A 22,959-nucleotide genomic window follows, 5' to 3' on the forward strand; every position below is an offset into this window, starting at 1 on the left:
AGTCAGCGACGCCGCGGTTTCCGCGTCCGGCCCGGTTTCGCGGCGCGTGCCGGGGGCCGCGACCGCGTCTTCTGCTCTGGGGCTTTGCGCTTCGGGCTCGGGGAGGACTTCTGCAGGGAGGACGCGGTCCGGGGGGATCCGGCTTTGCGTCCCCGGGCAATTCCGATGAACTCCTGGATCAGCTCGGAGTCCTGCTCCCGCAGCCAGGCGAGCCCGGTTTCATACCCTGCAGTTCCCGTGATGCTGCGGATGACAACATCTTTGCGGCTGAGCATCCGCGCCACCGAGTTCGGCAGTACGACGACGCCTGCACCGCTGGCAGCCACCTCAAGGGCCATTCGTTCAGCGCCTGCTACATCTGCGCTGCCGGCAGCCCAATCCTGGAGCATCTGCGCTGAGTCCAGGAACGTTTCACCGGCGAGTTCGGCGGCGTCGACGGATTCCTCGGCCGCAGCGATCCAGTGATCCGCGGCGGCACACACCACCGGATCCTCCCGGTACAGCAGCACCCGGTGGTAAACGTCGGTGTCTACCTCCACCTCATGCTCCCGGAAGCGGACGTAGCCGATATTCACCGTGCCTTCGCTGATCCGGGTGAGTTGTCCGGCGTCGTCGTAATACTTCACCTCGAGGGCGTGGTCGGGGAACCGTTCACGCCACCGCGCTGCCCACTTGTCCGGGGTGGCTCCCGGTATCGCGCCTAGAATCACGGTCAGGCGACCTTCTTGCGCAGAAAGTCCACGCTGCGGCCCCAGGCAAGCTCCGCCTTCTCTTGGTCGTAGGTCCCGATCCGGTTCTCGTCATTATGGAAGGCGTGGCCTGCCTCGTAGTAGAAGAACTCGACCTCCGCGCCGGACTCTTCGCGGATCTGGGCCTCCTGACGGCGGGCGTCAGCCTCCGGGTACATCGCATCCTGGGTGGCGTAGTGGCCTTGGATGCTGGCCGTCACACCGGAATAGGTCTCCGGCACTGCCTGCCCGACCCCGTAGAACGGCACTGCTGCGGAGACTTTATCCCCCTGCTGCGCGGCCAGTGCGAGCACGAAACCTCCGCCCATGCAGAATCCGATGGCTCCGACTGTCCGGGAGGTGACATCATCATGGGCCAGCAGAAAGTCGGTAGCCCCTGCCAGCTGACGTGCGCCCTCCTCGGCGGGCAGCTTCGACTTCATCTCACGGGCTTCCTCCCCGTCGTGGGCGACCCACCCCCCGTAGAGGTCTGGCGCCAGAGCCACAAAGCCCTGGGCGGCCAACCGGTCGGTGACCTCTTTGATGTGGTCAGTCAGGCCCCACCACTCTTGGATGACGATCACTGCCGGTCCTGATCCGCTGGGCGGGGTGGCGAGATATCCGTGCCCAGTGTCTGTCACCTCTGCCTGTGGAAGCGGGAACGTGATGTTCTGATGCGGGGTTTTTTCAGCCATGCGATCCTCCCTAAAAGACGTCGGCCCTCCCCAGCGTACTGAAGACCAGCGTGCTGAGGAGGGCCGACGCCGTCAAAGCGAGGTGATCAGCCCTCGATCTCGTCTGCCAGGTCAGTTTCGTAGAGGGACTCAAACTCTGATTCCACCCGTTCCATCTCCTCGCGCACGTCATCGCCGGAGGTCAGCAGGCTCTGCAGGGTGGTGGCCAGCTCGAGGTCAGCACCGGGCAGGAATACTCGGGCGAAGTCCTGGACCCGTGCGCGCTCCAGCTGGTCGACTGCGGTCTCAAACTGCGGGGTCTCCTCGTACACCTGTGACATGTCCGAATCCTGGTGGGAGGGGACGTACCCTGTTTCCTCTGAGAATCTCGCCTGGGTTTCGGCCGAGGTCATGTGGCCGACGAACATGGCCGATGCCAGCTGCTCCTCAGGTGAGGAAGCGGAGGCGAGCATCAGACCTGCACCACCAGTGGGGGTTTCACCTTCGGCCACGGGCCCGTCCGGAAGGAACGCGGTGCCGACCTCGAAGTCTGCTGTGTCCATGATCCCGCCGAGGGATCCGGTGGACTGGATGGTCTGGGAGGCGACGCCTGAGGAGAAGTCATCGGTCTGGGAGGTGGCAGCGACGTTGGCCCACCCGTCTTCGACGCCGGACTGGGCGAACTCGAGCGCTTCCACGGTCTCGTCGGAGGAGACTGTGGAGAAATCCCATTCGTCAGACCAGGCTCCGCCGTAACCCCAGACGAGGTTCGCCATGCCCCAGGCTGGGTACTCATCTGACGGTGGGAAGGCGTAGCCGAACTGTGCGACGTCTTCGTCGACGATGGTCTGGGAGATTTCGGCGACTTCCTCCCAGGTCTCGGGGGGACCGTCGATTCCGGCTTCGTCGTAGTGTTCCACGTTGTAGTAGAACAGCGGGGTGGACCGGGCGTAGGGGACGCCGTAGTGGTTGCCTTCGTAGAGGTAGTCCTCGTAGAGAGCTTCCACATAGCCGCTGACGTCGATGTCGGCGGCTTCGAGCACATCGTCTACGGGGATCAGGGCGTCATTGAGGTAGTTCGGGAACCAGGTGGCGTCGGAGAGCACGACGACATCGGCGTTGGAGCCGCCGCCGGTCTGGAACCACTGGGAGGTCTCCTCATAGTTGGCCCCGGAGGTGATGACCTCCACCTCGATGCCGGTCTCTTCGGTGAACTCGTCGATGAAGTCGGCCTCAATATCCTCTGAGCCGCCGGGGTGGTTGGTGGCGAAGACGATGGAGTCGGCGGGCTCCACATCTGCCCAGTCGGTGTCCTCTGCCTCCTCAGCGGCGTCGCCTCCATTGGTGTCGGGGCCGCAGGCGGTGACTGCTAGGGCGGCCACGCTGAAGGCAGCGACGCCCTTCCAGCTGAGGCTGATGGTGGACTGTTTCATCATGGTGCTCCTTTGTGGGTGATTCGCGTGATTCTGGGCAGATAGGTCTGGAGTGTGGGCCTCGGCAGGACTCACTTCACCGCGCCCTGGGTCAGACCAGAGACGATGTAGCGCTGCAGCATGGCGAAAATGATGAGCATGGGCACGATCACCAGCACGGCGCCGGCCATGAGAATCCCGTAACTGGAGACCTGGTCCTCCACACTGCGCAGCTGGTTCAGCGCCACCGGCAGGGTCATCCGGTCCCGGCTGTCGGTGATGATCAGCGGCCACAGGAAGCTGTTCCACTCGTTGACGATGGTCACCAGGGATACCGTGGAGATCGCCGGCAGGGAGACGGGAACCGCGATCTGGAAGAGCTTCCGGAAGTGCCCGGCGCCGTCGAGTTCGGCGGCTTCGAAGAGTTCCTTGGGCAGTGATTTGAAGTGCTGCCTCAGCAGGAACGTCCCGAACGCGGTGCCCAGCCCGGGCAGGATGATCCCCCAGAGCGTATTGCGCCCGCCGAGGGCCTCAATGGTCATGAAGTTCGGCAGCATCGACACCTCAGGCGGGACCATGAGTGCGACCAGGATGCCGAGGAAGATCAGGTTGGCGCCGGGGACGCGGATGAAGACCAGGGCGTAGGCCGTGGTGATGGCCAGCAGCACTTTGATGATCGAACCCACGGAGGTGACGATCACGCTGTTCTGCAGCACGGTCATCAGCGGGATCCGGCGGTCCACCGTGACGTAGTTTTCCGTTGTGGCATCCTGCGGGAGCAGCTGCGGAGTCAGGGTGACGATCTCATTGACCGGTTTGAAGCTGGAGGAGACCATCCACACCAGGGGAAGCACAATAATGATCAGTGCGATCAGAATCGGCAGGTAGCCCGTGAGCATGGTGTCGGCGAGGTTCCGCGGGCTGAAAGCCTTGGTCCACTCCGGTGAGCTGCGGCGCTTGGCGCGGCGGGCCGGCTTGGGGTCCGCCCAGGGTTGTGGCGGCGTCGTCGTGGTGCTCACTGGTAATGCACCTTCCTCTCCACGAAGCGGAGTTGGACGGCGGTGATGATGAACAGGGTGAAGAACAGCACGACCGCGATAGCTGCGGAGTACCCGGCCCGGTTGAACTGGCCGAAGGACTGCAGGTAGATCTCGAAGATGATGGTGTTGGTTCCGTTGCCGGTGGGGGTCATGACCCGCAGGATGTCGAACGCGTTGGTCATGGAGAAGATGATGTTGGTGACCAGCAGGAAGAACACTGTGGGTGTCAGCAGCGGCAGCACGATGGAGAAGAATCGGCGCACTGGCCCGGCCCGGTCGATGGTGGCCGATTCCAGCAGGTCTTTGGGGATCGACTGCAGCCCGGCCAGGAAGACCACTGCACAGTAGCCGAGGTTCTTCCAGACGTAGACGATGATCACCATCAGCAGGTTCGCGTCCGGGTCCAGGAACCATTGGGGTGCTTCGATCCCGAAGCGGTCCAGGATGAACATCAGGGCACCGCGCTGCGGGTCAAAGATGAACATCCACACCAGCGCCACACCGACCCCGGAGAGGACATAGGGGCTGAACACGGCGGTGCGGGCAAAGGTCCGGCCCGGGATCTTCTTGTTCAGCACCAGGGCGATCAGCAGCCCCAGGATCATGGAGCCCAGCACCGCGCCTGCGGTGAAGATACCGGTGACCCGCCACACCTCCAGGCCGGACGGTGAGGTGAAGAACCGTTCGTAGTTGGCCAGACCCACCGGGTCCGCGCGGGGCGCTCCGAGCCGCCAGTCCAAACTGGAGAAGTACATGTTCATGGCCAGCGGGTAGTAGATGAAGGCCAGAATCAGCAGAATGTTAGGACCGGCGAAGAGGAGGAACAGCGACCAGTTCTTGGAGTTTTTGCGCCGGTGGGCTTTCTTCCGGGCTGCTGCCAGCTGCGCGTCGTCCGGAGGGGCGGAAGCCTCAGGCCGATCCTGCACCACATGCGCAGGACGCGATTCGGTGGTCGTCAAGCTTCCCCCTCAAGGTGTCTCATATGCCGTACCGCCCACACCATCGTGGGCTTCCCTCCCGACTCGCAGGTGTACTCCAGGTGAACCGCAGTTGAATCTCTCCTGTGACGCACGGCACAACTGGAACGCTCCACATATCGTACCTGTCAGGGGGTCCCTTCTTCGGGGAATGTGCAGGTGAGGCTGGGAAGTTACCCGTAGGGGCCACACTTACTGCACCATGAGACTCTGCGACTATGAGACCGAGCCGATGAGGAGGGCCGTGCATGGACCAGGTGATGATCGCTGTCGCCGCCACCTGCCTGATCGTGCTCCTGCTGAACATCGGCATCGCCGTTTTCGCGTTTGTGCGCCAAGGGTTCAATGAGAACTGGCTGCTGGTGGTCCTGCTCGCCGGCACCACAGGTGCAGCAGTGGTGGCCCTGCTCATAGTCCTGGCACCGCTCATAGGGGACACTGCCGAACCGCCGTTGCGACTGATGGATGTCGCGGTGATCCTCACCGGCACGGCCGCACTCACCGCCGCAGTGCGCGCGGCTGCCGGGGCCAGAACTCGCGACGATGCTCGCGCCGGTCACGATGTCAGCGGTACTGCCACTCCCAGGGGTGACCAGAGGTGAGCCTGACTTTGGACATCATCGCTGCTGTGCTGATGATCGCCGGCGCGTTCTTCTTCTCCGTCGGGACCCTGGGTCTGGTCAGGTTCCCCGAGGTCCGTTCCCGCCTCCATGCGCTGACCAAGGCGGATAACCTCGGACTCGGCCTCATTCTCAGCGGCGCGGCCCTCTGGTTGGCCGACTGGGCGGTGGCGGCGCTGATGCTGCTGTGCTGGCTGTTCGCCCTGGCCGGTGCCTCCGTGTCAGCCCACGTGATCGCCGGCCTGGAGGCGGATCACGCGGAGCGACGCGAGCCGGTCCACCACACCGGAGAGCACCCTGTGGTGGGTAACACTGGCGAGGACGACGCCGCGGCCACCCCCGGAGCGGATGGTCGCCCGTGATCTCACTTATTGACGTTGTGCTGGGCCTGGGGGTGTTGGCGGTGACCGGACTCAGCCTGATTCCGCGCTCACGTCTGGTGATGACCCTGGGCTTCCTGGTGCTGGGGGTGCTCATCGCCCTGGTGTGGCTGCGCCTGGATTCCCTGGATGTGGCGCTGGCAGAGGCGGCGATCGGCACCGGACTGCTCTCCGGTCTCATGGTGTGGCTCGCAGTGCGCAGCCCTCTGCCGCCGGGGGCCGGTGCCATGGAGACCAGCCCGCGCATTCCGTGGTTGCGGCCGGTGGTGGGCACCGCCGCGGGTGTGTCCCTGACCCTTGTGCTCGCTGCGGTGTGGCTGCGGGCCGAACACCGACTCCCTGAATGGCGCGACGCCGCTGAGGCGCAGCTGCCGGACACCGGCGTGGAGCACCAGATCACCGGGGTGCTGTTGGCCTTCCGCGCCTACGACACCCTGTTGGAGTCGGGGATCCTGATGCTCACCGCGGCGGCCGTGCTGGCACTGTCCCGCGACGGCGGGCTGTCCGCTGAGGGGTCTCACCGGCTCGGTGTCCACCAGATCGCAGCACCGATGCCGCCTGTGCCCTCGGCGCTGAGCTGGGCTGCGCGCCTGCTCGCCCCGGCCCTGGTGCTGTTGGGACTCTGGTTGCTGTTCGCCGGGTCCACCGATTCTGGTGGCGCGTTCCAGTCCGGTGCGGTGCTGGCGGCTGCGCTTATTCTCTTGCGGGCCTCCCAGGTGGATCTCAGCGGTTTCACCGCCTATTGGCTGCGGCCACTGCTGGTGGTCGGCGTCGTCGTGTTTATCTGTGCTGGTCTGATAGGTCCGGTGCTTGGCCTGCCCTGGCTGTCCTGGGAGCCGGAATGGGCGTTCGCTGCGGTGCTCTCCGTTGAGGTTCTGCTGACTGCGGGCATCACCGCCGGGCTGTACACCCTGTTCCTGGCTCTGGAGAACCCAGAGGGGGTGCGCTGATGGACTTCGGCATGGACACCATCACCTGGTACCTGCTGATCGCTGCGGTGATGGTCATCTTCGGGATGGTGCGCCTGCTGCTGGTGAGGGATCTGCTGGCCCGGCTGATCGCCTTGGATGTGACCGGCATCGGTGTGCTGCTGACCCTGGTCGCGCTGGCGGCCCGGTCAGATGCCACCGACCCGGTGCTGCAGGCGCTGGTGATCACCGGATTGGTGATTGCGGTGGCGTTCACCGGGCTGGGGGCGGTGCTCATCCGCAGGATTGAGGGCCAGCAGGATGACCCTCCAGGCGGTGACGCGCCGTGACTTTCCCCCAATTCGCTCTGGGCGCGTTGACGCTGCTGCCGCTGCTGGGCGCCGCCGCGGCCGTGGTGCTCCCCCACCCTGCGCGGCGCATCACCGGGGTGGTCACAGCCGTGGTGATCGCTCTGCTGACCGTGCCGGTGCTGGTCACAGTCACCTCTGGGGAGCTTCCGGAACTGGTGCTGGGCGGGTTCGATGCCCCGCTGGGGATTCATCTGCGCGGTGACGGTCTGGCGGCGGTGTTTTTGGGGGTGACCTCTCTGGTGGGACTGATCCTCACCGGCTACGCAGCCATCCTGCCGAAGTCCACCGGCACCTTTCTGAGCGCGACCGCGTGGGTGCCGGGACACCCGGGGTTCTGGCCGCTGTGGCTGGGCTGCTGGTCAGGGCTGAACGCGGTGTATCTCTCCGGAGACCTGTTCAACCTCTATGTGGCCCTGGAACTGGTCGGCCTGACGGCGGTCGCACTAGTGGCCCTCGGGGGGCGGAAGTCCTGGGAACCGGCACTGCGGTATTTGTTCGTGGCGGTGCTGGGTTCGCTGCTGTTTCTGGCCGGGGTGGGGCTGCTGGCCTCAGTGACCGGAACCCTGGACCTGCAGCAGACCCGTGAGGCCCTGGGGGGGTTGGAGGACCCGACCCCTGCGCTGCTGGCGCTGACCCTGATGACCATTGGTCTGGGTATGAAGGTCGCCCTGCTGCCGATGCACCGCTGGTTGGTGCCCGCGCATTCTTCGGCCCCGAGCGTGGTCTCCCCCATCTTGTCCGGTTTGGTGCTCAAGGCCGCGCTGGTGGTGCTGCTGCGCTGCTGGCTCTGGGCGGTCCCGGTGCTGGCAGGTGCCGAGTGGCTGACCTGGCTGCTGGGTGGCTTGGGGACCGCCGCGGTGCTGGCCGGTTCGGTGCTGGCGCTGCGGCAGGACAGGTTGAAGCCCCTGGTGGCGTATTCGACCATCGCGCAGATCGGTTACTGGTTCCTGGCGTTCCCGCTGCTGCTTCCGGGTGAGAACGACGACGCCGAACTCGCCTCAGGTGCCTACGGTGCTGTGGTCGCGTTGGCCGCCGGGCACGCGATCGCCAAAGCCGGACTCTTCACCGCCGCAGGATTCCTGAAGGACCGCTGCGGCACCGATGAGATTGCCGCGCTGCGCGGGGCCGGAGCCCACCACCCCACCCTGATTCTGGCGATGGGCCTGTGCGCTGTGGGGCTGCTGGGGCTGCCGATCAGCTTGGGGTTCACCGGCAAATGGCAGCTGGCCACGGCCGCGGTGGGGGCCGAGCACTGGTGGCTGTTCCTGGTGCTCGCCGCGGGCACACTGCTTTCGGCCGGGTACCTACTCCGCGGAATCGCCCCGCTGCTGATGCAGGCTGAGGTGGATGACAACACCCCGGCGGCGAACCCAGTGACCGTCCGCGAGCGCACCGGGGAGCTGGCCGTGCTGCTACTGGGTGTGGCGACCCTGGCCACAGGCCTGCTGGGCGCGTGGGTGAGCACCATGCTGGAGGTGGGCTCATGGTGGTGAACGACCTGATTCCGCTGGGACTCGTGCTGCTCTCGGTCGTGGTGGCCGCCATTATCTTCCCGCTGCCGCAGCGTGTGGCGCGGCTGCGCAGCACAGTCAACCTGGTCGGCGCGGTGACCAAGCTGGTGTTGGTGGTGCTGCTGGTGCCACCTGTGGTGGCCGAGGGTGCCCGCCCAGAGTTCTCAGTGCCGTTTCTGCCCACCGGCGGTGGGGAGGCGATTTCGCTGGTGCTGCGGGTGGATCCGCTGGCCCTGTTCTTCGCCGGGCTCTCTGCGGTGCTGTGGCTGCTGACCACGATCTACGCGATCGGGTACCTGAAGGGCACCGCGTATCAGAGCCGGTTCTTCGGGTTCTTCAGCCTGTGTGTGGCGGCGACGGTGGGCATCAGCTTCTCCGGGAACCTGATCACGTTTTTGGTGTTCTACGAGCTGTTGACCCTGGTGACCTACCCGCTGGTGGCGCACTGGGGAGATGAGAAGTCCCTGAAGGCAGCCAGGCTGTATATGCGCTACGCGCTCGGCGGCGGCGTCGCTGTGCTGGTCGGTGTGGTGTGGCTGACCATGGAGGCCGGGCCAGCCGACTTCGCTGAGGGCGGCGCGGCTGATGTGGCCGATTTCGCCGCCGGCTCCCCCACTGTGGCGGTGATCATTTTCGCCCTGCTGGTCGGCGGACTGGGGGTGAAGTCTGCCCTGGTGCCGCTGCATTCCTGGCTGCCGGCGGCTATGGTCGCCCCTGCTCCGGTCTCTGCCCTGCTGCATGCGGTCGCGGTGGTGAAGGCTGGCGTGTTCGGCATTGTCCGGGTGGTCGATGATGTCTACGGCATTGAGGTCGCCTGGGAGCTGGGGGGGCTCACTCCGCTGCTGATTCTGGCCAGCATCACCATCATTTACGGGTCCTATCAGGCGCTGCGCCAGACGGAGATCAAGCGCCGCCTGGCGTTCTCCACGGTCTCCCAGGTCAGTTACGTGGTGCTGGGGGTAACCATGTTCTCCATGGCGGGCACCGCCGGCGGGGTGGTGCACCTGGTGCATCAGGGCATCATGAAGATCACCCTGTTCTTCTGCGCCGGACTGTTCGCCGAATCCATGGGTGCACATAAGATCTCTGACCTGCGCGGGGCCGGCCGTCGCATGCCCTGGACCTCTGCGGCGTTCACGGTGGGCGCGTTCGGGATGATCGGCCTGCCACCAACGGCGGGGTTTATCTCTAAATGGCAGTTGGGGCTCGGCGCTCTGGACTCCCCGCACCCGTGGGTGCTGGTGGTGCTGGTGGTCTCCTCACTGCTCAACGCCGCATACTTCCTGCCTGTGGTCTACAGCCTGTGGTTCGGCCAGAAGGAGGATGAGCAGGACAGTGAGCAGGAGTACGACGGCGCCGACGCACCCGAGCCTGGCACAGCGCGGACCGGTGATGATGCGCGGGTTCATGAGCCGGCGCTGCTTCTCATACCTGCCCTGTGCACTGCCGGGTTCACGCTGATAGTGGGCCTGGCGGCGTCGTTACCGTTCTCTCCGCTGGAAATCTCGCGGTTCATCGCCGAGGGGGTGTTCAGCTGAGGTGCGTACCCCTGAGATCCTCATAGCGCTGAGCCTGCTTATCCCCCTGGTGGTGACCGCGGTGATTGCCCTGGCCGGAACGCTGGGGCTGGCCCGTGCCCGCCGGGTGCGCCGGGCGGCTGCGATGTTCTCGCCGCTGACGGTGCTGCCCGCGGTGTTGCTGACCCTGGTGGGTCCGGAGGCGGAGCTTGAGGTGCCGTGGCTGCTGCTGGGCACCGCGTTCAGCATGGATGCTGCGGCACGTGCGCTGACGCTGATTGCCGCACTGCTCTATGGGGCCGCACTGATGGCGGTCACCTGGGTGAAACTCCGGGATGCCGAGAGTGGGTCCGGGGCGCTGAGCGCGTTCCTGATGGTCTGCTTTGCGGGCAATATCGGCACCTACCTGGCCGCCGATGCGGTGAGCTTCTACCTGGCGTTCGCGATCATGAGCTTCTCCGCTGCCGGGCTGGTCATCCACTACCGGCACCAGGCGGCTCGCCGGGCCACAAGGATTTACCTGGTGATGTCAGTGATCAGTGAGACGGCGATCCTGGCGGGCCTGATTCTCACTGCGAGCGCAGGCGGGTACCTGATCGCGGATGCTCCTGCCGCGGTGGCCGCCTCGGACCACACGGGCCTGATAGTGGTGCTGCTACTGATCGGATTCGGGGTCAAAGCCGGAACGGTGCCGCTGCATGTGTGGCTTCCGTTGGCGCACCCGGCTGCTCCCCCGGCGGCCTCGGCGGTGCTCTCCGGGGCGATGGTCAAGGCCGGGCTGATGGGCTGGATCCGGTTCCTTCCACTGGGCGACCCGGCCATCCCGGCTGCGGCGGGCCAGACCCTGTTGGCACTGGCGCTTATCGGCGCGTTCGCCGCGGTGGTGGCAGGTGTTCTGCAGAGTGACCCGAAGGTGGTGCTGGCCTATTCGACGATCTCGCAGATGGGGTTCATCACCGCCCTGGTGGCGGTGGCGATGCTCGTGCCCGAGGTGACCGGTGCGGCTACTGCGGCCGCGGTGCTCTACGCCGTCCATCATGGGCTGGCGAAGGGTGCGTTGTTCCTAGGCGTGCCCGTGGTCAAGCACTATGCCGGTGGTCGGACCGGGATCCTGGTCGCCATCGGCATGGCCGGTGCGGCCCTAGCTGTGGCGGGCGCCCCCCTGACCTCGGGCGCCTACGGCAAGTATGTCTCCAAGGAGGCAGTCGAAGGCATCACCGTGCTGGGTCTGGGACTTGATCAGATCCTGCCGCTGGTGGCTACCGGCTCCACCCTGCTGCTGATGCGCTTCGGCTGGGTGATCACCCGGGCCGAACGAGCCCCGCGCCGGAGGCCCGATGGTGAACTGTTTTCCTGGCTGGGCGTGTGTGCAGCCGGAGTGGCAGTGCCGTGGATAATCGGCCTCCGGTGGATCCCTCAGGCCGGGGACTTCAGCTGGACGGCGAGCGCACTGTGGGACGCCACCTGGCCCATCCTGCTCGGTGTCGGCTTGGGTGCTGCCATCGCGTTCGCGGCGCGGCGGGACCTGCTGCCGCAGTGGCTGAGCGCAGATGGCCAGACTGTGCCACCAGGCGACATTGTGGTCGCGGAAGAATCTCTCTTGGTCCGTGGTGGACGTAGCACCTCCGCTGGACTGGACGCCGCCCATGGCGTGACTGCGCGTGTGCGCTCACGTGGTGCAAGCGGTGGGCACCGTTTGGCTGAATGGACCCGCCGTGGTGCTTCCCGTGCTGAAGCTGCCGTGGGCAGCTGGGAGGGTTCAGGTGTGGTCATTGTGGCGCTGACTGCGGTCACTGTCGTGCTGGTGATGTGGGCAGGAGGTCTGTGGTGATGAGCAGCGTGGTGATGCGTTGGATAGTGGGTGCGGTCCTGCGCGCTGTCATCCTAGGTGTGCTGTGGGCGGGGTTCACTTCCGCTTCTATGGACTACGCGGTCTATGGGCTGGTGTCCGTGCTTGCGTGCACGGCGCTGAGTCTGCTGCTGATGCCGCCGGAGTCTCCGGTGCGGCTTGCACGGTGGCCACGGCGAATTTGGTTCGCTGGCGCGCTGTGCCTGTGGTTCCTGTGGCAGTCAGTGCTCGGCGGGGTGGATGTGGCGGTGCGCTCGCTGCGCCGCCCGGTGCGGATTGACCCGACCGTGGTGCGCGCCCCGATCGACCTTCCGGAGGGTCACGCCCGCCAGCTGGCAATGGTGCTGATGAATCTGATGCCGGGCTCCATGATCCAGCGCACCACTGATAGTGAGGGCGCCACAGCGCTCGTCACCACGGACCCAGACGCGGCGGCAGCGTGCGCGGAACCCCAGCAGGTGGAGCTCCACACATTGGCCCCCGAGCTAGACCCCGCCCGCCAGTGGAGACACCTCCAACACCGCGTCTCCCGCGCCTTCGACTGATCTCCTTGCTCTGCTGGGAAGCAATTCGTCCCACGCTGGTCGACCCGAAACTAGGAGACCTAATTCAAGGGATCACCCCGCCCTGGAAGAAGCACCTCTTCTATCGCTCCCACGCTTGCTGACGCTCGCACTCGAAGTGTGGGGACGTATCTTGCGCGGTAATCATTGCCGTATATGGGGTCCGAGTCGTCCCATTCATGGGCTACTACGCGCAGGGTGTTGGTCAACCGTCCGATGAGAAGCGCAAGGGGGAACGGGCACCGCAGCAGGAGGTGCACCTCGGCGTTGGAGTTGTCGTTCGACAGGGCACGGATATGCGCGGCGAGGTCGGCGGCGATCAGGCCCGCGTCAGCGGGGTCGAGGAGCGTGCCGCTCGCACTTGTGAGATGACGCCAGGCCGCGAGAAACGGCCTATGGTCTTCGATATAGCGGGTGAAGGCGGTGTCGCTGCGTTGGGGCAGGAGATCGACATATACCGCTACGGAGGGGCGCCCGGCTGTGATCGCAGACGGATTGCCCCCTTCATCTGCGATTTGCACTTGCGGTTGCGTGACGAACCGCGCTTCGCCATCGCTCGCCCAGGTGGCGCCCTGTTGGTCGATCACGTCCATGTGTCCGATTCGAGACGAAGGCAAGGCCGCCCCGACTGCGAAGGCCACCGAGAGATGAGCGCCGCCAGCGACACGGAGCCGATGGGCCCCGGAACGGGTCACGGCATCGGGGAGGAGACCGATGGTGTCCTTGAGGTCTCGGAGCCCGTCGGCGCTCGGAAGTCGTTCGTGATCGGAGGGTCTGAGGCGGATGTCCAGTTCGTCACCGGTTCGGTCATAGACCTGTGGCGTGTTCCTGGTCTGGAGGCTTAGGCGGAACGTCTGGTCGGTTGCCTCGATTCGCTTGCGAAGAGACGCGATTCTGTGCCAGACCACACCGCGGATCAATGCCAGCAGACCATCGCGCTCGGCGGAGTGCTGGTCTACACCGCTTAAGGTGCCGGGTCGAATCTCTAGGAGCCGGTCGGGAGCGTCGTAATCTGTTCCGTCGTCTTTTGTCTTCACTGAGTTGATGATTCCGAGTGCAAACACGTCGTAGTCGCGGTGTAGCTGGAGGAGATGGGGGGCTTCCAGCGTCTTCACGACTCTGCTGTTCACCACGTCCGGTGTTGTCACGAGAACGCCGCCGGAGATGCCGGCCTCTATCGCTTGCTTGAGTCGGGCCTCGGTGTCACCTGGTGGCAGATCGTCTCGGTCCCGCCAGACAGGGATGCCGGCGGCACGGAGGAGCCAGGCGAGTTCGGCAGCAACACCCGTACCGTCCTTCTGGCGATACGAGATGAAGACAGGGTCTGCTGGGTCAGGAGTGGCGGAATCGGATGTCATGGCGTCTCCTTGTGTTCTTCAGCTATGGAGGCGGCGTGCTTCACCGCGTCACTGGCGTATGGACTGTCTCCAGCAGGCGCAATAGGCAGCCTCTCGGGTACCACCGCCCAGATTCGGTCCCGTTCTACGAGCCAAGTTGCAACGACTACACGTGCCGATGAATCGAAACCAGCGATGATCGCGACGAACTTGTCGAACCCCAGTTCAGGGTCGTGCAGATGGCGCATGTAGGAGTGGAGATCAACCTCGCTCGGGGAGAGCCCTCCGGTCGGGTGGGTGTGCCATTCGCCTATCCACTGACTACGGTCCTCCGACCAGGCCGAGTCCGCGAGACGCCGGGCATGGTCGAGGTCTCGCATAAAGGTGCGTTCGCCGCGGGTGGCGTTGGGTCCAGGTCCGCCGGCGTGTCGGATGTCGAGTCCATCAGTCGCGTCCTCCCCGAGCAAGATGCCGCCAGTTTCGAGTCCATCGACGGACCGCAACGCCTCGCGCTCGATCGCGCTGAGTGCGACGTCAGTGATCGTCACCGGAGGCACCTCTCTCCAAGCTGTCATCCTGGCGAACAGGTCGGGCACGATGCGCGAGGTCTGGGGATAGACGACCACCGAACATCGCCGGCTTGGCTGAGGTCGAAAGGGGCCGCGAGATCACCTGCTGGTCTGAGACCGATGATGGCGTGCTCGCCGGGAACCTGCTGGGTGTGGTCACCGTGAAGCGATTCCAGCAGTGTCGCGATCGCCACTTTTGCGGCGAACATGCCGACGTATCGGAGATCAGGCGGCACAGCCGTCATAGGCTGATGGACGCGCCCGGTGCCGTAATCCAACTCCTGATCCGCCTCAGCATCCATCGCCCCCTGATCCGCAAGCTGCTGCCGTAGACAGAGGAGACATCCGAACCGGGGCGTGGGACGCAGCCGGATGACCTCTCCGATCGAGCCATTGTCGAGCACGCACGCCAAGACCGCCGCCTTCCGTGCGCGCCTGGAGAGGTGGCTGACGACGCGTCTGGGAGCAATACCGTCTGCGGCACAGAGCACCAGATCGACGCGGTCGACGAGGGGCCGAATGTAGTGGGCCTCGGCAACCACGTCACGTCTGTGAGCCACCACTGTCTGCTGCGGCCAGTGCTGGGCGAGGTGATCCTTCATCGCCGCCACCTTGAATCGCCCAACGCTTTCGGGTCCGAGAGCGTGGCGGAGCATGTTGTGCCAGAGGAATCGGTCCGGGTCGACAAGTTCCACACTTCCGAGTCCGTATCCTGCGAGCGCCTCTGCCGCGGCGCTCCCGATGCTGCCGCAGCCCACAACCATGACGCTATTGGCGGCGAGCTGTTCGATCGGCCATCTCCCCGTCAGTTGAGCCAAGCCGACGACCGCCGGTTCAGCTTCGATCGCGATGGCACGAACGCCCGTGCGGTGTACGAGCCATCCGGCGAATTCAGCGGCGCCCGCTTCCGTGGCTTCGGATGGAATCTGCGGATCGTGGGTGATGAGGAGTCCAAGCTTGCCGCCGGGGTCTGAGACGCCTGGGAGCATCTTCCGGAAATCGTCGAATGGAATGCTCGCGCCTGGACGTCGCAACAGCATTAGGTGGTTTAGGTTGATGTGTTCCGTTGTCGGACGCATCCACTGTGCGCTGTACAGCGGGTCGCCCCAATGCAATGCGGTGTACTTGCGGGGTATTTCCACCTGTAGGCGAATGTCTCTAGCGGTCTCGACGGTGGTAACCACGTAAAGGTCTTCCGACGGGACGTGACGTATGTTCAGCGAACCGAGGGACAACTTTGACTCGGCCATCTTGGCCGCCCCTTCGAGTGTGAGCACGATGTACGGGTCACTGGATCGCATCGGCTTCTGTTTTCTTTTCGGCGCGCACGTCCTTCTTCGCGCGTTCAGCTGCCTCGGAGATGAGGTGGTCATATGAAGGGTCAGAGACGATGCCATTGACCGACATCTCATCGATGACGCCAGCCTTCATCAGGGCGTACTCGATCCGCCATCCCGATGCCTTAGCCAGAAGCTCGGTGAGGCTTGCTTCGGGCTGCCAGCCGCCATCGCTCTGGAGCAGACAGAGCGATCCTCCTGGGGCTACGTGCCATGCGGACTGCGTCTGTTCCCAGATCGACGGCTCCGGATCAAGGGAGTAGATGGTCGGCGGAACCATCGGGTGCGCCGCGGAGTAGATGACGAGCACTCGCAGTTCCTGGTCCCCGAGCAGCTCATCGAGAGCTTCGGGCTGGGGCCGCTCGAACGGCCAGCGGGGGAGTAAACCGATCCATCCGCCGTGCGGCATGCCGTCGTCTGTGGGGCTCTGGTATTCGAGCAATGGCGCGTACGCCTGGACCTCATTCTGATCGCGCCTCAGTCGCACGGGTTCACGCTCAGTCCAGAGGACGGGGTTGAGCGCCGTGGTGCCCGCGCCGCGATCTGGCCCTGTTGCGCGAGTCATCCTTGCGGAGTGTCCTTCACCGGCCGGGGCACAGCGGGCACGACCGCGGGCGCCGGGTTGCCAGTGGAGGCAGGAGGCTTCGGGAAGTCGTCCCCAAAGACCTCACCCCAGTGCTTGATCGCAGCCGCAGTGTCATTGTTCGCCTGTGCCTGGAACGCCTTGATGGCGTTGTTTCGTGCGGTCCGCAGGGTGTCGGCGAACGCCTCGTAGTCGATGTCGGGCTGAATCGGTCCGCAGAGTCCAGCGGGATCGGCGACGTCGTTCCCGCCCTCGATGTGGTAGCAGGCGCTCACGAAGAACTGCTTGATCGCAGCGGGTTGGTTGACGTCCGTCGGCAGGAAGTCGAGCGCGAGGACCTCCATGACGAGAGACTTGATCTTGGTGTCTTGCTCGGCAGCCCACCACTTGAGCATCCGAACAGTGCTGGCGAACTTGTTCCACAGGGCGTGCCTCTCCGCAACCTTGGCGATTAGGAACTCGGGGTCGCAAGTCACCCAATCTTCCGAGGCCGCTTCCGGAATAAGGAGCCGCCCATCGCGGCGAATCGCTGGCATGGCATCAACGGTGAACGCGTCAGGATCGTCTGGGTCATCCAGGAAGCACTTGACGGCATGGTTGCGCCACCGCGCCAGCCGGACGGCGTGATTATAAGTGCCATTCGTCGCCCCGAGCAGCGTGTTGACACGCTCGCGCGTGTAATCGAGAGCGTCCGCGGCGGAACCTCCCGGCGCGCCCCAATCCGGATGCTCGTCCTGATCGAAGACGACGATCACATCGACGTCATGGATCGGATCCTTATGCGTCCCTCGCGCTAGCGATCCAGACGCGACAACTTCCTCCACATCGTCCTCGGCAACGAAGGCCCCTTTAAAGAGATCGCGGCGAGCACGGGCTTCTCGGACTTGAATAATGTCGGCATTCACGACGTCCTGAAAGGTCTTGAAGGCGTCAGTCAAGCTCATGATCATTCTCCTCCTTGGTTGGGCTGTTCAATTCAGCGTAACCGCCACCACCGACATTGCTGTTTAGGCCGGGGCCCCGAAGAGGGCATGATCCGCCGAGTGATAGCAGGTTCAGATTGTGTCGTTCCGACAAAGTGGCCTACATGGGGCACTGCGCCTGATCCGGTGCGTACGGGAAGTCTCATCCCCTGCCCCGGCGGACCACTCGAAGTCGCGAATGAGACTTTTCATCCCGCCATTACCGACTACTGGCTGCTGCACTTTCCTCTTGTGATCGCTGGCAAGCTCGAGGCAACGTTGCCCGTGCCTTCGACTGATCAACTTGTTCTGGCCTCCACCGACTTGTCCCTCGTGGTAAACGCAAGACGATTGATACCACCCCAAGACGAATGCTGAACCTACCAGGGCACTGCGAATCACCCGACCTGGCCACCCAATCGCCCTGGCGCTCTTCATTGGGTTTGTTCTTCCTGATGCTGGCACTGCCGGGCATCAAGAAGAACAAACCCCGCGACTCACATAACGAGTGGACCTACTCCCGGCGGCACACCAGCTGCATCGCTGTAGCCACTCAGTTGCAATCTGGGTCCGTTTCTCAAGGGACATTTTCTTCTTGGGTGGAATGCGTGGTGGTTCATGTGGCGTGTTCGGAGTTCCTACCACGGTCTCTTAGTCCTCTGGTGGTCAGTAGAGTCTTACTGATCTCGAGCTTGGAATGTGACCTGACCAGCTACGGCCGGGCAAACCATTGTCGACCAGTGCTATCGGGCCATCCGACACTATGGTCGACATAGCAGAGCTGTTATTACGTACGAGTCGTGGTCTCGCGCCCGAAAGAGCCACGGCGACTAATCCGGTCCGTCTTCATAATGGGCGTCGAAGGACCACGCCTGGACTCCGTTTTCATTGAGCCCTGCAGCGCCAAACACGTTTAGGCGGTTGCCGGTCGGCTCTCCGCCCCTCCACGTGATCTTCTCGCCCAACACCCATGACCACCAAGTTAGCCCCACCCGCTCGAGCGATTCGTGGAGGACTGAGGCCCGGACGTAAAGTGCCGTTGGAGCACCCCATTCAGGTCCCCCAGTAGCAAACATGACGATACCCTCGGCGTTACTCCAACTGAACTCTCTCTCAAACCCGCCGAGTTTGAGAGCGGGCTCGGAGTTAAACCCCTGAGCAGACGTGTGCGACGCCCCCAAAATTTGGAGCAGCATGGGTGAGGGGAGGACACCGGAGGACAGGTCCTTGCTCGACATGTCGTTTTCGGATGTCGTATTACTCCCGAAAGTAGCCAGTGCCTGAGGGTATGCAGGGAACTCGTGGTCCGTCGGCTGATACCACCCGTCAGAGACTCGGAACAGTTGCGTCTCCGCCGGGGCGTTCTCGCCTTGCCAGCCTGACGTGTGTTCGCGTTGGATTTCCTGGAACCAGCTTGCCCACGGTTCGGTGTGCGGATATTGCCGGTAGAACCCTTCACCGTGGTCGGGTGGGGTTCGCATCCACAGGCCCATCCAGTTCTTGCCTTTGGACCACGCCCGGACATCCTGGATCGACTCTGTGCTAGTCAAGTAGGACTGGGTTCTGAACCACATGTCTCGTCGGTCTTGCCGAAAACTCTCAACAGGGCCGTCATTATTAATTTGCCATTCCACGTGACACTCCAAGGCGACCCACTCGTCCCCTGCGGGGTCCGTTGCCGCCAACATGCGACTCACGAGCGGTAAGTCTGTCGTGGACTGCAGCCAAGCGTCACCGTTCGTGGCCTCGGTGTCAAGTGGTGATGCGAAACCGCGCAGCCACCAAGCCTCATGAAGTTCATTGGCGCGGAGTCGTTGGCGCATTCGCGAACTTGCGGACTCAAGCGGAGGACGGTCGCCGAATAGAGCAATCGTCGGGTCGATGTCCACGCTATTCCGAAGCTGCCACACTGACTGGTATGGCGACGGTTCGTCGGATGACCATACCAAGACTTCACAGTGTTGCGTGAGTCCTGCCTGTAGTTCTCGGAGGGCAATCCAAAGGTACTTCTTTCCCAGGCGCTCGATCTTGTCCTCAGCACCTTCAAGCTGGCGGTTTATCAGATGGTTGTACTTCTCACCCGGACTGTTTGGTGTCCAGCCGAGGTCGAGCACGCGATTCACTAGCCATCGTTCGATCACGTCCATCGATGGTCCGATGCTCTTGGGCAACCTTAGGTTTGTTTCTGCTTGGCTGATACGGCTGGTCTCGGCGGGGTACTTGGTACGAAGGCGCTCCCCTTCGGTCTGGGCCGGGATTGCGCCATCCTGCTTCGCCTCTGAAGCATCTGCACTTCGCCTTGTACGGGGCGCTCGATAGCTCGCGATGATCTCTTCGAGTGATCGGTTGTCTCGCGGCTCGTCGAGCAGGTCTGCAATGTACTCGAGTGTCGTTGCCTCTGCTTTGGCAATCTTCGTGAGAGCTCGGCGTCGACGCTGGTGGGAGTTTCTTCGAGCACGTCTCTGGAGATTCATCTGGTTCGGTAGCGCAAAATTCTTCACAACGCCGCGCTCGAGTGTGTATGTGTGGAAGTCGTACCCTATGGGTGATTTGCCGAGAAACCTGTGGTCGGTTTCGTCGCCGAGCCGGACGGCGAGGTCAACCCGCGACGGTGGGTCGAATGGCCACGAACACTCGGGTTCTTGATAGGACCGGAGATCTAAGCCGGGTAGTCGCACCGTCAATTCGCGAGTCAACTCGCGCATGTAGTGGGTGAGTAGGATGCTTGGCATATCTGCTTGCGATGCCATCTCTACGGCCAGGACGTGGACAGCTACGGCATCATCGCGCTGTTGGGCGTCTCGGAGGGTGAAGGGCAGACGTGCCGCGTAGCCGAAGGCAACGGCCGCGAGACGTTCCCTGATGTATGGGTCGTCGACGCTTTCCATTTGCTGGAGCACGTGGAGTAGCCCGTCGGGAGTCCGGTCGGTGAGCTTGACTAGAACCTTTGTGGCAAGATCTCGCAGGCGGCGACTGTTGCTGGACAGGAACCAAGATAGAACGAGCATGGAGTCGCGACGGGCTTGTGGCAACAAGGTCTCATCGTTGCTGGCGAGCCAGTCGAGTATTCGGGCTATCGAACTTTCCGATTCGAGCCAGATGTCTTGAACAGGCAAAGTCCAGACGTGGTCGCGTTCAATCATTGAACGGTCGACGAGTCTTTCGTGAAGGTACCTCACTCCGAGGGGGTGGTCAGGGATGCATGCGAGACCCAAGAGGGTGGATAGCCAATCGTTGAATTCGATGATCTCATCGTCGATTAACTCATTAGCCAGCGCCGACGTTCGCTCTGTCACCGTTGCCGGCGGCCGCCACGGAAGACTGTCGAAGAATGCTTGACCCAGGGTGTACTTCGCACGATCAACCCAGGAGTCTCCGTTCACGATGTCTAGCAGTTCGAGGCCGTACCTGACGGGCACCATAGAGGACAACGATTCCAGGAGGCCGCTGTCAACCCAACCGCGATGCTCGTGAGACTCGAGAAGCTTTGTTTGAACACCGGCGGGATCGTCGCAGCCGTCGAGGAACGTGCGCGTTCGATAATGGTCCGACATACGTTGGTAGGTGAACCGGACTACCTCGCCCTGGGCGTCGTTCCTGGGTTCTCGGAGGAGGATCCCTTCGCGCTCGAGAACGCTGACGAGTCGTCGGCTCTCTCGGCCTCCGTCCGGCAGGATGGTGTTTCCGATGTCTGCTGCGATGTGACGTGGCAGAGTCTCGGACTTCGCATCTACCATCGCTGAGGCCAGAGCGCGAATGCCTTTCTGGACAACCTGGTCCGCTGGGTCGAGGTCGAATTCGTTGATGTCGGAGATCTTGTCGTTCACCGCTTTCAGGAGCCCGTCGAAGATCCAATCTTCTCCCATCGAAGTGTCCGGGATGGTCATGAGGCCTTGGGCTTTCGCGGACCGACACATCGACCGGAGCAGGAGAGGGTTGCTGAATTCAGGGTTCAAAGCTGGCACGTGCGGTGCCAATAACCCTGCCTCCTGCGCATACAAGTGAACCGCTTCGCTTTCGTGCCCTGCCAACCCCCGATGCACATGTTGGACCAATGCCTCTTCGGCTGCGGGACTTACGATGCTCGACTTGTAGCTGTCACGAACGGATAGGACCAACCCAATCTGCGGTGCTCTAGCAAGTTCACTCAACAGGCCTGGGAGGCGCTCCCTCCACAGTTCGCGCCCCGGACCTTCGTTGATAGCGTCAATGGCGATAAGGGCTTTGCCCTGACCAGAGAGCCGAGCTGCGACCTGCATCCCGGCTATGAGTTCGTCCCAGGAGCCAAGTCCGACGAAGCGCGATAGCTCATCGGTCAAAGATGTGTTCAGTAACAGATGATTGCCAAGGACTAGCAACGTGGGAGCCCCTACTTTGGTTCTAGAGACAGCAACGTCAGCGAGGCTGTGACTCTTACCGATGCCCGCTGCCCCGACCACCAACAGTGACGCGTCACCGGAAAGCCGGAGTGCTTTATCGCTGAGCAGAGCGCCAAGGTCGAGGAGTGCTCTGTGTGCTTCATCAAACTCTCGGTGCGGGTTAGGGACCCTGCGGTCGTTCTTTCTCGCGCTGGTTCTTTCAAAATTGGTCCAGTCTGCGAGCACCGCATCCTGGCCTTTTCCTGCGGCAGTCCCAAGCGCCTTCAGGGCCGTCCCGTCGTCGGTTGCAAGAAATTCCTCACAGCGCACTCGAGCGGCAGCGAACGTCCTGGCAGCTGCAGCCGCGTTCGGAGCCGTTCCGTTAGGCCGGGTGGTGAGCGCGTGAAGAAGGCGCTCGAGGGCTAGGTCGGCTTTAGCGGAGAGATCGCGAACTTGAGCCTTGAAGGACGGAGTCAGGCAAAGTGCGTCAATGACTGAAGGGAACTCCGTCTCCACGTTAGTTGTAGGCAGGTACCGGTCGCCCAGGTTCTTCGCGGACCGTTCGACCTGATGGGCGAAGCTGTTCGGCGTAAGGAAGGTTGAGTCGAAGAAGTAGCGAAGCGCACCGACATGTTGGGGCTGTACTATCGCTTCGAGAACTGCCGAGTGACCGTGGTACTCGAAGAAGACCGTGACGCCTTTCTGGGCGGCTTGGTTGGTCCAGTCTCCGACCTTTTTGTCCCACTTCTTCATTGCGCTAGTACCTCGCGCTCCCGCTGGCCGGTCAATGGGAAGAATGAATGTATACCGGCTGAGGTCGGGCAGGTTGGCCAGAGCGCTTTCGAAACTTTCGGTCATTTGGTCGAGGGCACTCTTCGAGAGCTCGAACAAGTACTTAGCCTGCCAAGCCCAAACTCCCTCGCCTGAGGGCGCATCGCAGTGGAACTCAATGCCGCCGTCAGGGGTGCCTCGACGAACAAGTTTGGATTCTTCAGGTAGGCGGTCGAGGGTCGGTGTCAGGATGAACGCGAGTTCTTCCCAGGCCCTGTGTTGAGATCCGGAGTGCTCGCGAATATTTTCGAATTTGACCCTGTTGAGCCCGACTGCGTTCACTGAGAAGTCCTCTCAAAGGGGTTTGTAACGGTGATTCTAGTCGAGCAGAAATTCCACCGTGGTCGAAGGGGAGTTGACCTGGACGAAAGAGAATAGTCTCCGGGACGGTCCGGCGTCTGCACAACCACTTGCCGGGAGCAGGGGTTCATC

Annotated in this window: 19 protein-coding genes; 8 read left to right on the plus strand and 11 right to left on the minus strand. The window is 63.2% G+C overall.

Annotation, left to right across the window (positions count from 1 at the left end):
- Positions 1-2: 2 nt before the first annotated feature.
- From FH975_RS11435 to FH975_RS11455, 5 genes are all read right to left on the minus strand, one after another.
- The gene (locus tag FH975_RS11435; protein ID WP_162321439.1) at positions 3-710 is read right to left on the minus strand and encodes a LysR substrate-binding domain-containing protein; all 708 of its coding nucleotides are present in this window, start codon (positions 708-710) and stop codon (positions 3-5) included.
- A 2-nt stretch (positions 711-712) separates the two neighbouring features.
- Positions 713-1,423, minus strand: coding sequence for a dienelactone hydrolase family protein (locus tag FH975_RS11440; protein WP_162321440.1), 711 nt, complete (start codon positions 1,421-1,423; stop codon positions 713-715).
- 86 nt (positions 1,424-1,509) lie between these two features.
- Positions 1,510-2,838, minus strand: coding sequence for an ABC transporter substrate-binding protein (locus tag FH975_RS11445; protein ID WP_162321441.1), 1,329 nt, complete (start codon positions 2,836-2,838; stop codon positions 1,510-1,512).
- A gap of 68 nt (positions 2,839-2,906) precedes the next feature.
- A complete protein-coding gene (locus FH975_RS11450) occupies positions 2,907-3,833 on the minus strand; it encodes a carbohydrate ABC transporter permease (RefSeq protein WP_407938632.1) in 927 nt (308 codons plus the stop codon).
- The gene (locus FH975_RS11455; RefSeq protein WP_162321442.1) at positions 3,830-4,813 is read right to left on the minus strand and encodes a carbohydrate ABC transporter permease; all 984 of its coding nucleotides are present in this window, start codon (positions 4,811-4,813) and stop codon (positions 3,830-3,832) included. The genes FH975_RS11450 and FH975_RS11455 overlap by 4 nt, the downstream gene beginning before the upstream one ends.
- A gap of 266 nt (positions 4,814-5,079) precedes the next feature.
- Between FH975_RS11455 and FH975_RS11460 the strand changes: the two genes are divergently transcribed.
- The 8 genes from FH975_RS11460 to FH975_RS11495 are packed head-to-tail and all read left to right on the plus strand — an operon-like array spanning position 5,080 to position 12,532.
- Complete coding sequence (locus tag FH975_RS11460; RefSeq protein ID WP_153077706.1) at positions 5,080-5,433, plus strand: hypothetical protein; 354 nt, start codon at positions 5,080-5,082, stop codon at positions 5,431-5,433.
- Positions 5,430-5,813, plus strand: coding sequence for a cation:proton antiporter (locus tag FH975_RS11465; RefSeq protein ID WP_202923211.1), 384 nt, complete (start codon positions 5,430-5,432; stop codon positions 5,811-5,813). The genes FH975_RS11460 and FH975_RS11465 overlap by 4 nt, the downstream gene beginning before the upstream one ends.
- Positions 5,810-6,781 carry an MnhB domain-containing protein gene (locus FH975_RS11470; protein WP_162321443.1) on the plus strand — a complete coding sequence of 324 codons (972 nt, stop codon included), beginning with the start codon at positions 5,810-5,812 and terminating at the stop codon, positions 6,779-6,781. The genes FH975_RS11465 and FH975_RS11470 overlap by 4 nt, the downstream gene beginning before the upstream one ends.
- Positions 6,781-7,089 (plus strand): NADH-quinone oxidoreductase subunit K, encoded by a 309-nt coding sequence (locus FH975_RS11475; protein WP_153077708.1) that lies wholly within the window; start codon positions 6,781-6,783, stop codon positions 7,087-7,089. The genes FH975_RS11470 and FH975_RS11475 overlap by 1 nt, the downstream gene beginning before the upstream one ends.
- Positions 7,086-8,603, plus strand: coding sequence for a complex I subunit 5 family protein (locus tag FH975_RS11480; RefSeq protein ID WP_162321444.1), 1,518 nt, complete (start codon positions 7,086-7,088; stop codon positions 8,601-8,603). Before FH975_RS11475 ends, FH975_RS11480 begins: the two co-directional genes overlap by 4 nt.
- Positions 8,594-10,159 (plus strand): complex I subunit 5 family protein, encoded by a 1,566-nt coding sequence (locus FH975_RS11485; RefSeq protein ID WP_162321445.1) that lies wholly within the window; start codon positions 8,594-8,596, stop codon positions 10,157-10,159. Before FH975_RS11480 ends, FH975_RS11485 begins: the two co-directional genes overlap by 10 nt.
- 1 nt (position 10,160) lies before the next feature.
- Positions 10,161-11,969 (plus strand): proton-conducting transporter transmembrane domain-containing protein, encoded by a 1,809-nt coding sequence (locus tag FH975_RS11490; protein WP_202923213.1) that lies wholly within the window; start codon positions 10,161-10,163, stop codon positions 11,967-11,969.
- Positions 11,969-12,532, plus strand: a complete 564-nt coding sequence (locus FH975_RS11495) for a Na+/H+ antiporter subunit E (RefSeq protein ID WP_162321446.1) — start codon at positions 11,969-11,971, stop codon at positions 12,530-12,532. Before FH975_RS11490 ends, FH975_RS11495 begins: the two co-directional genes overlap by 1 nt.
- A 59-nt stretch (positions 12,533-12,591) precedes the next feature.
- On the opposite strand, the gene FH975_RS11500 is transcribed toward FH975_RS11495, so the two are convergent.
- The 6 genes from FH975_RS11500 to FH975_RS11525 all read right to left on the minus strand — a co-directional run bounded on the left by FH975_RS11500 (position 12,592) and on the right by FH975_RS11525 (position 22,809).
- The gene (locus FH975_RS11500; protein WP_162321447.1) at positions 12,592-13,908 is read right to left on the minus strand and encodes an SAVED domain-containing protein; all 1,317 of its coding nucleotides are present in this window, start codon (positions 13,906-13,908) and stop codon (positions 12,592-12,594) included.
- Complete coding sequence (locus FH975_RS11505) at positions 13,905-14,435, minus strand: Mov34/MPN/PAD-1 family protein (RefSeq protein WP_162321448.1); 531 nt, start codon at positions 14,433-14,435, stop codon at positions 13,905-13,907. Before FH975_RS11505 ends, FH975_RS11500 begins: the two co-directional genes overlap by 4 nt.
- 23 nt (positions 14,436-14,458) lie before the next feature.
- A complete protein-coding gene (locus FH975_RS11510; RefSeq protein WP_162321449.1) occupies positions 14,459-15,757 on the minus strand; it encodes a HesA/MoeB/ThiF family protein in 1,299 nt (432 codons plus the stop codon).
- Positions 15,744-16,358, minus strand: coding sequence for a ubiquitin-conjugating enzyme family protein (locus tag FH975_RS11515; protein WP_162321450.1), 615 nt, complete (start codon positions 16,356-16,358; stop codon positions 15,744-15,746). The genes FH975_RS11510 and FH975_RS11515 overlap by 14 nt, the downstream gene beginning before the upstream one ends.
- On the minus strand, positions 16,355-17,320 hold the full coding sequence (locus FH975_RS11520; protein WP_162321451.1) for an SMODS domain-containing nucleotidyltransferase: 966 nt from the start codon (positions 17,318-17,320) through the stop codon (positions 16,355-16,357). The genes FH975_RS11515 and FH975_RS11520 overlap by 4 nt, the downstream gene beginning before the upstream one ends.
- An 848-nt stretch (positions 17,321-18,168) precedes the next feature.
- Positions 18,169-22,809, minus strand: coding sequence for a hypothetical protein (locus FH975_RS11525; RefSeq protein ID WP_162321452.1), 4,641 nt, complete (start codon positions 22,807-22,809; stop codon positions 18,169-18,171).
- Between the last annotated feature and the right edge of the window lie 150 nt (positions 22,810-22,959).

The sequence above is a fragment of the Nesterenkonia haasae genome, from assembly GCF_010119385.1.
GTDB classification, from domain to species: domain Bacteria; phylum Actinomycetota; class Actinomycetes; order Actinomycetales; family Micrococcaceae; genus Nesterenkonia; species Nesterenkonia haasae.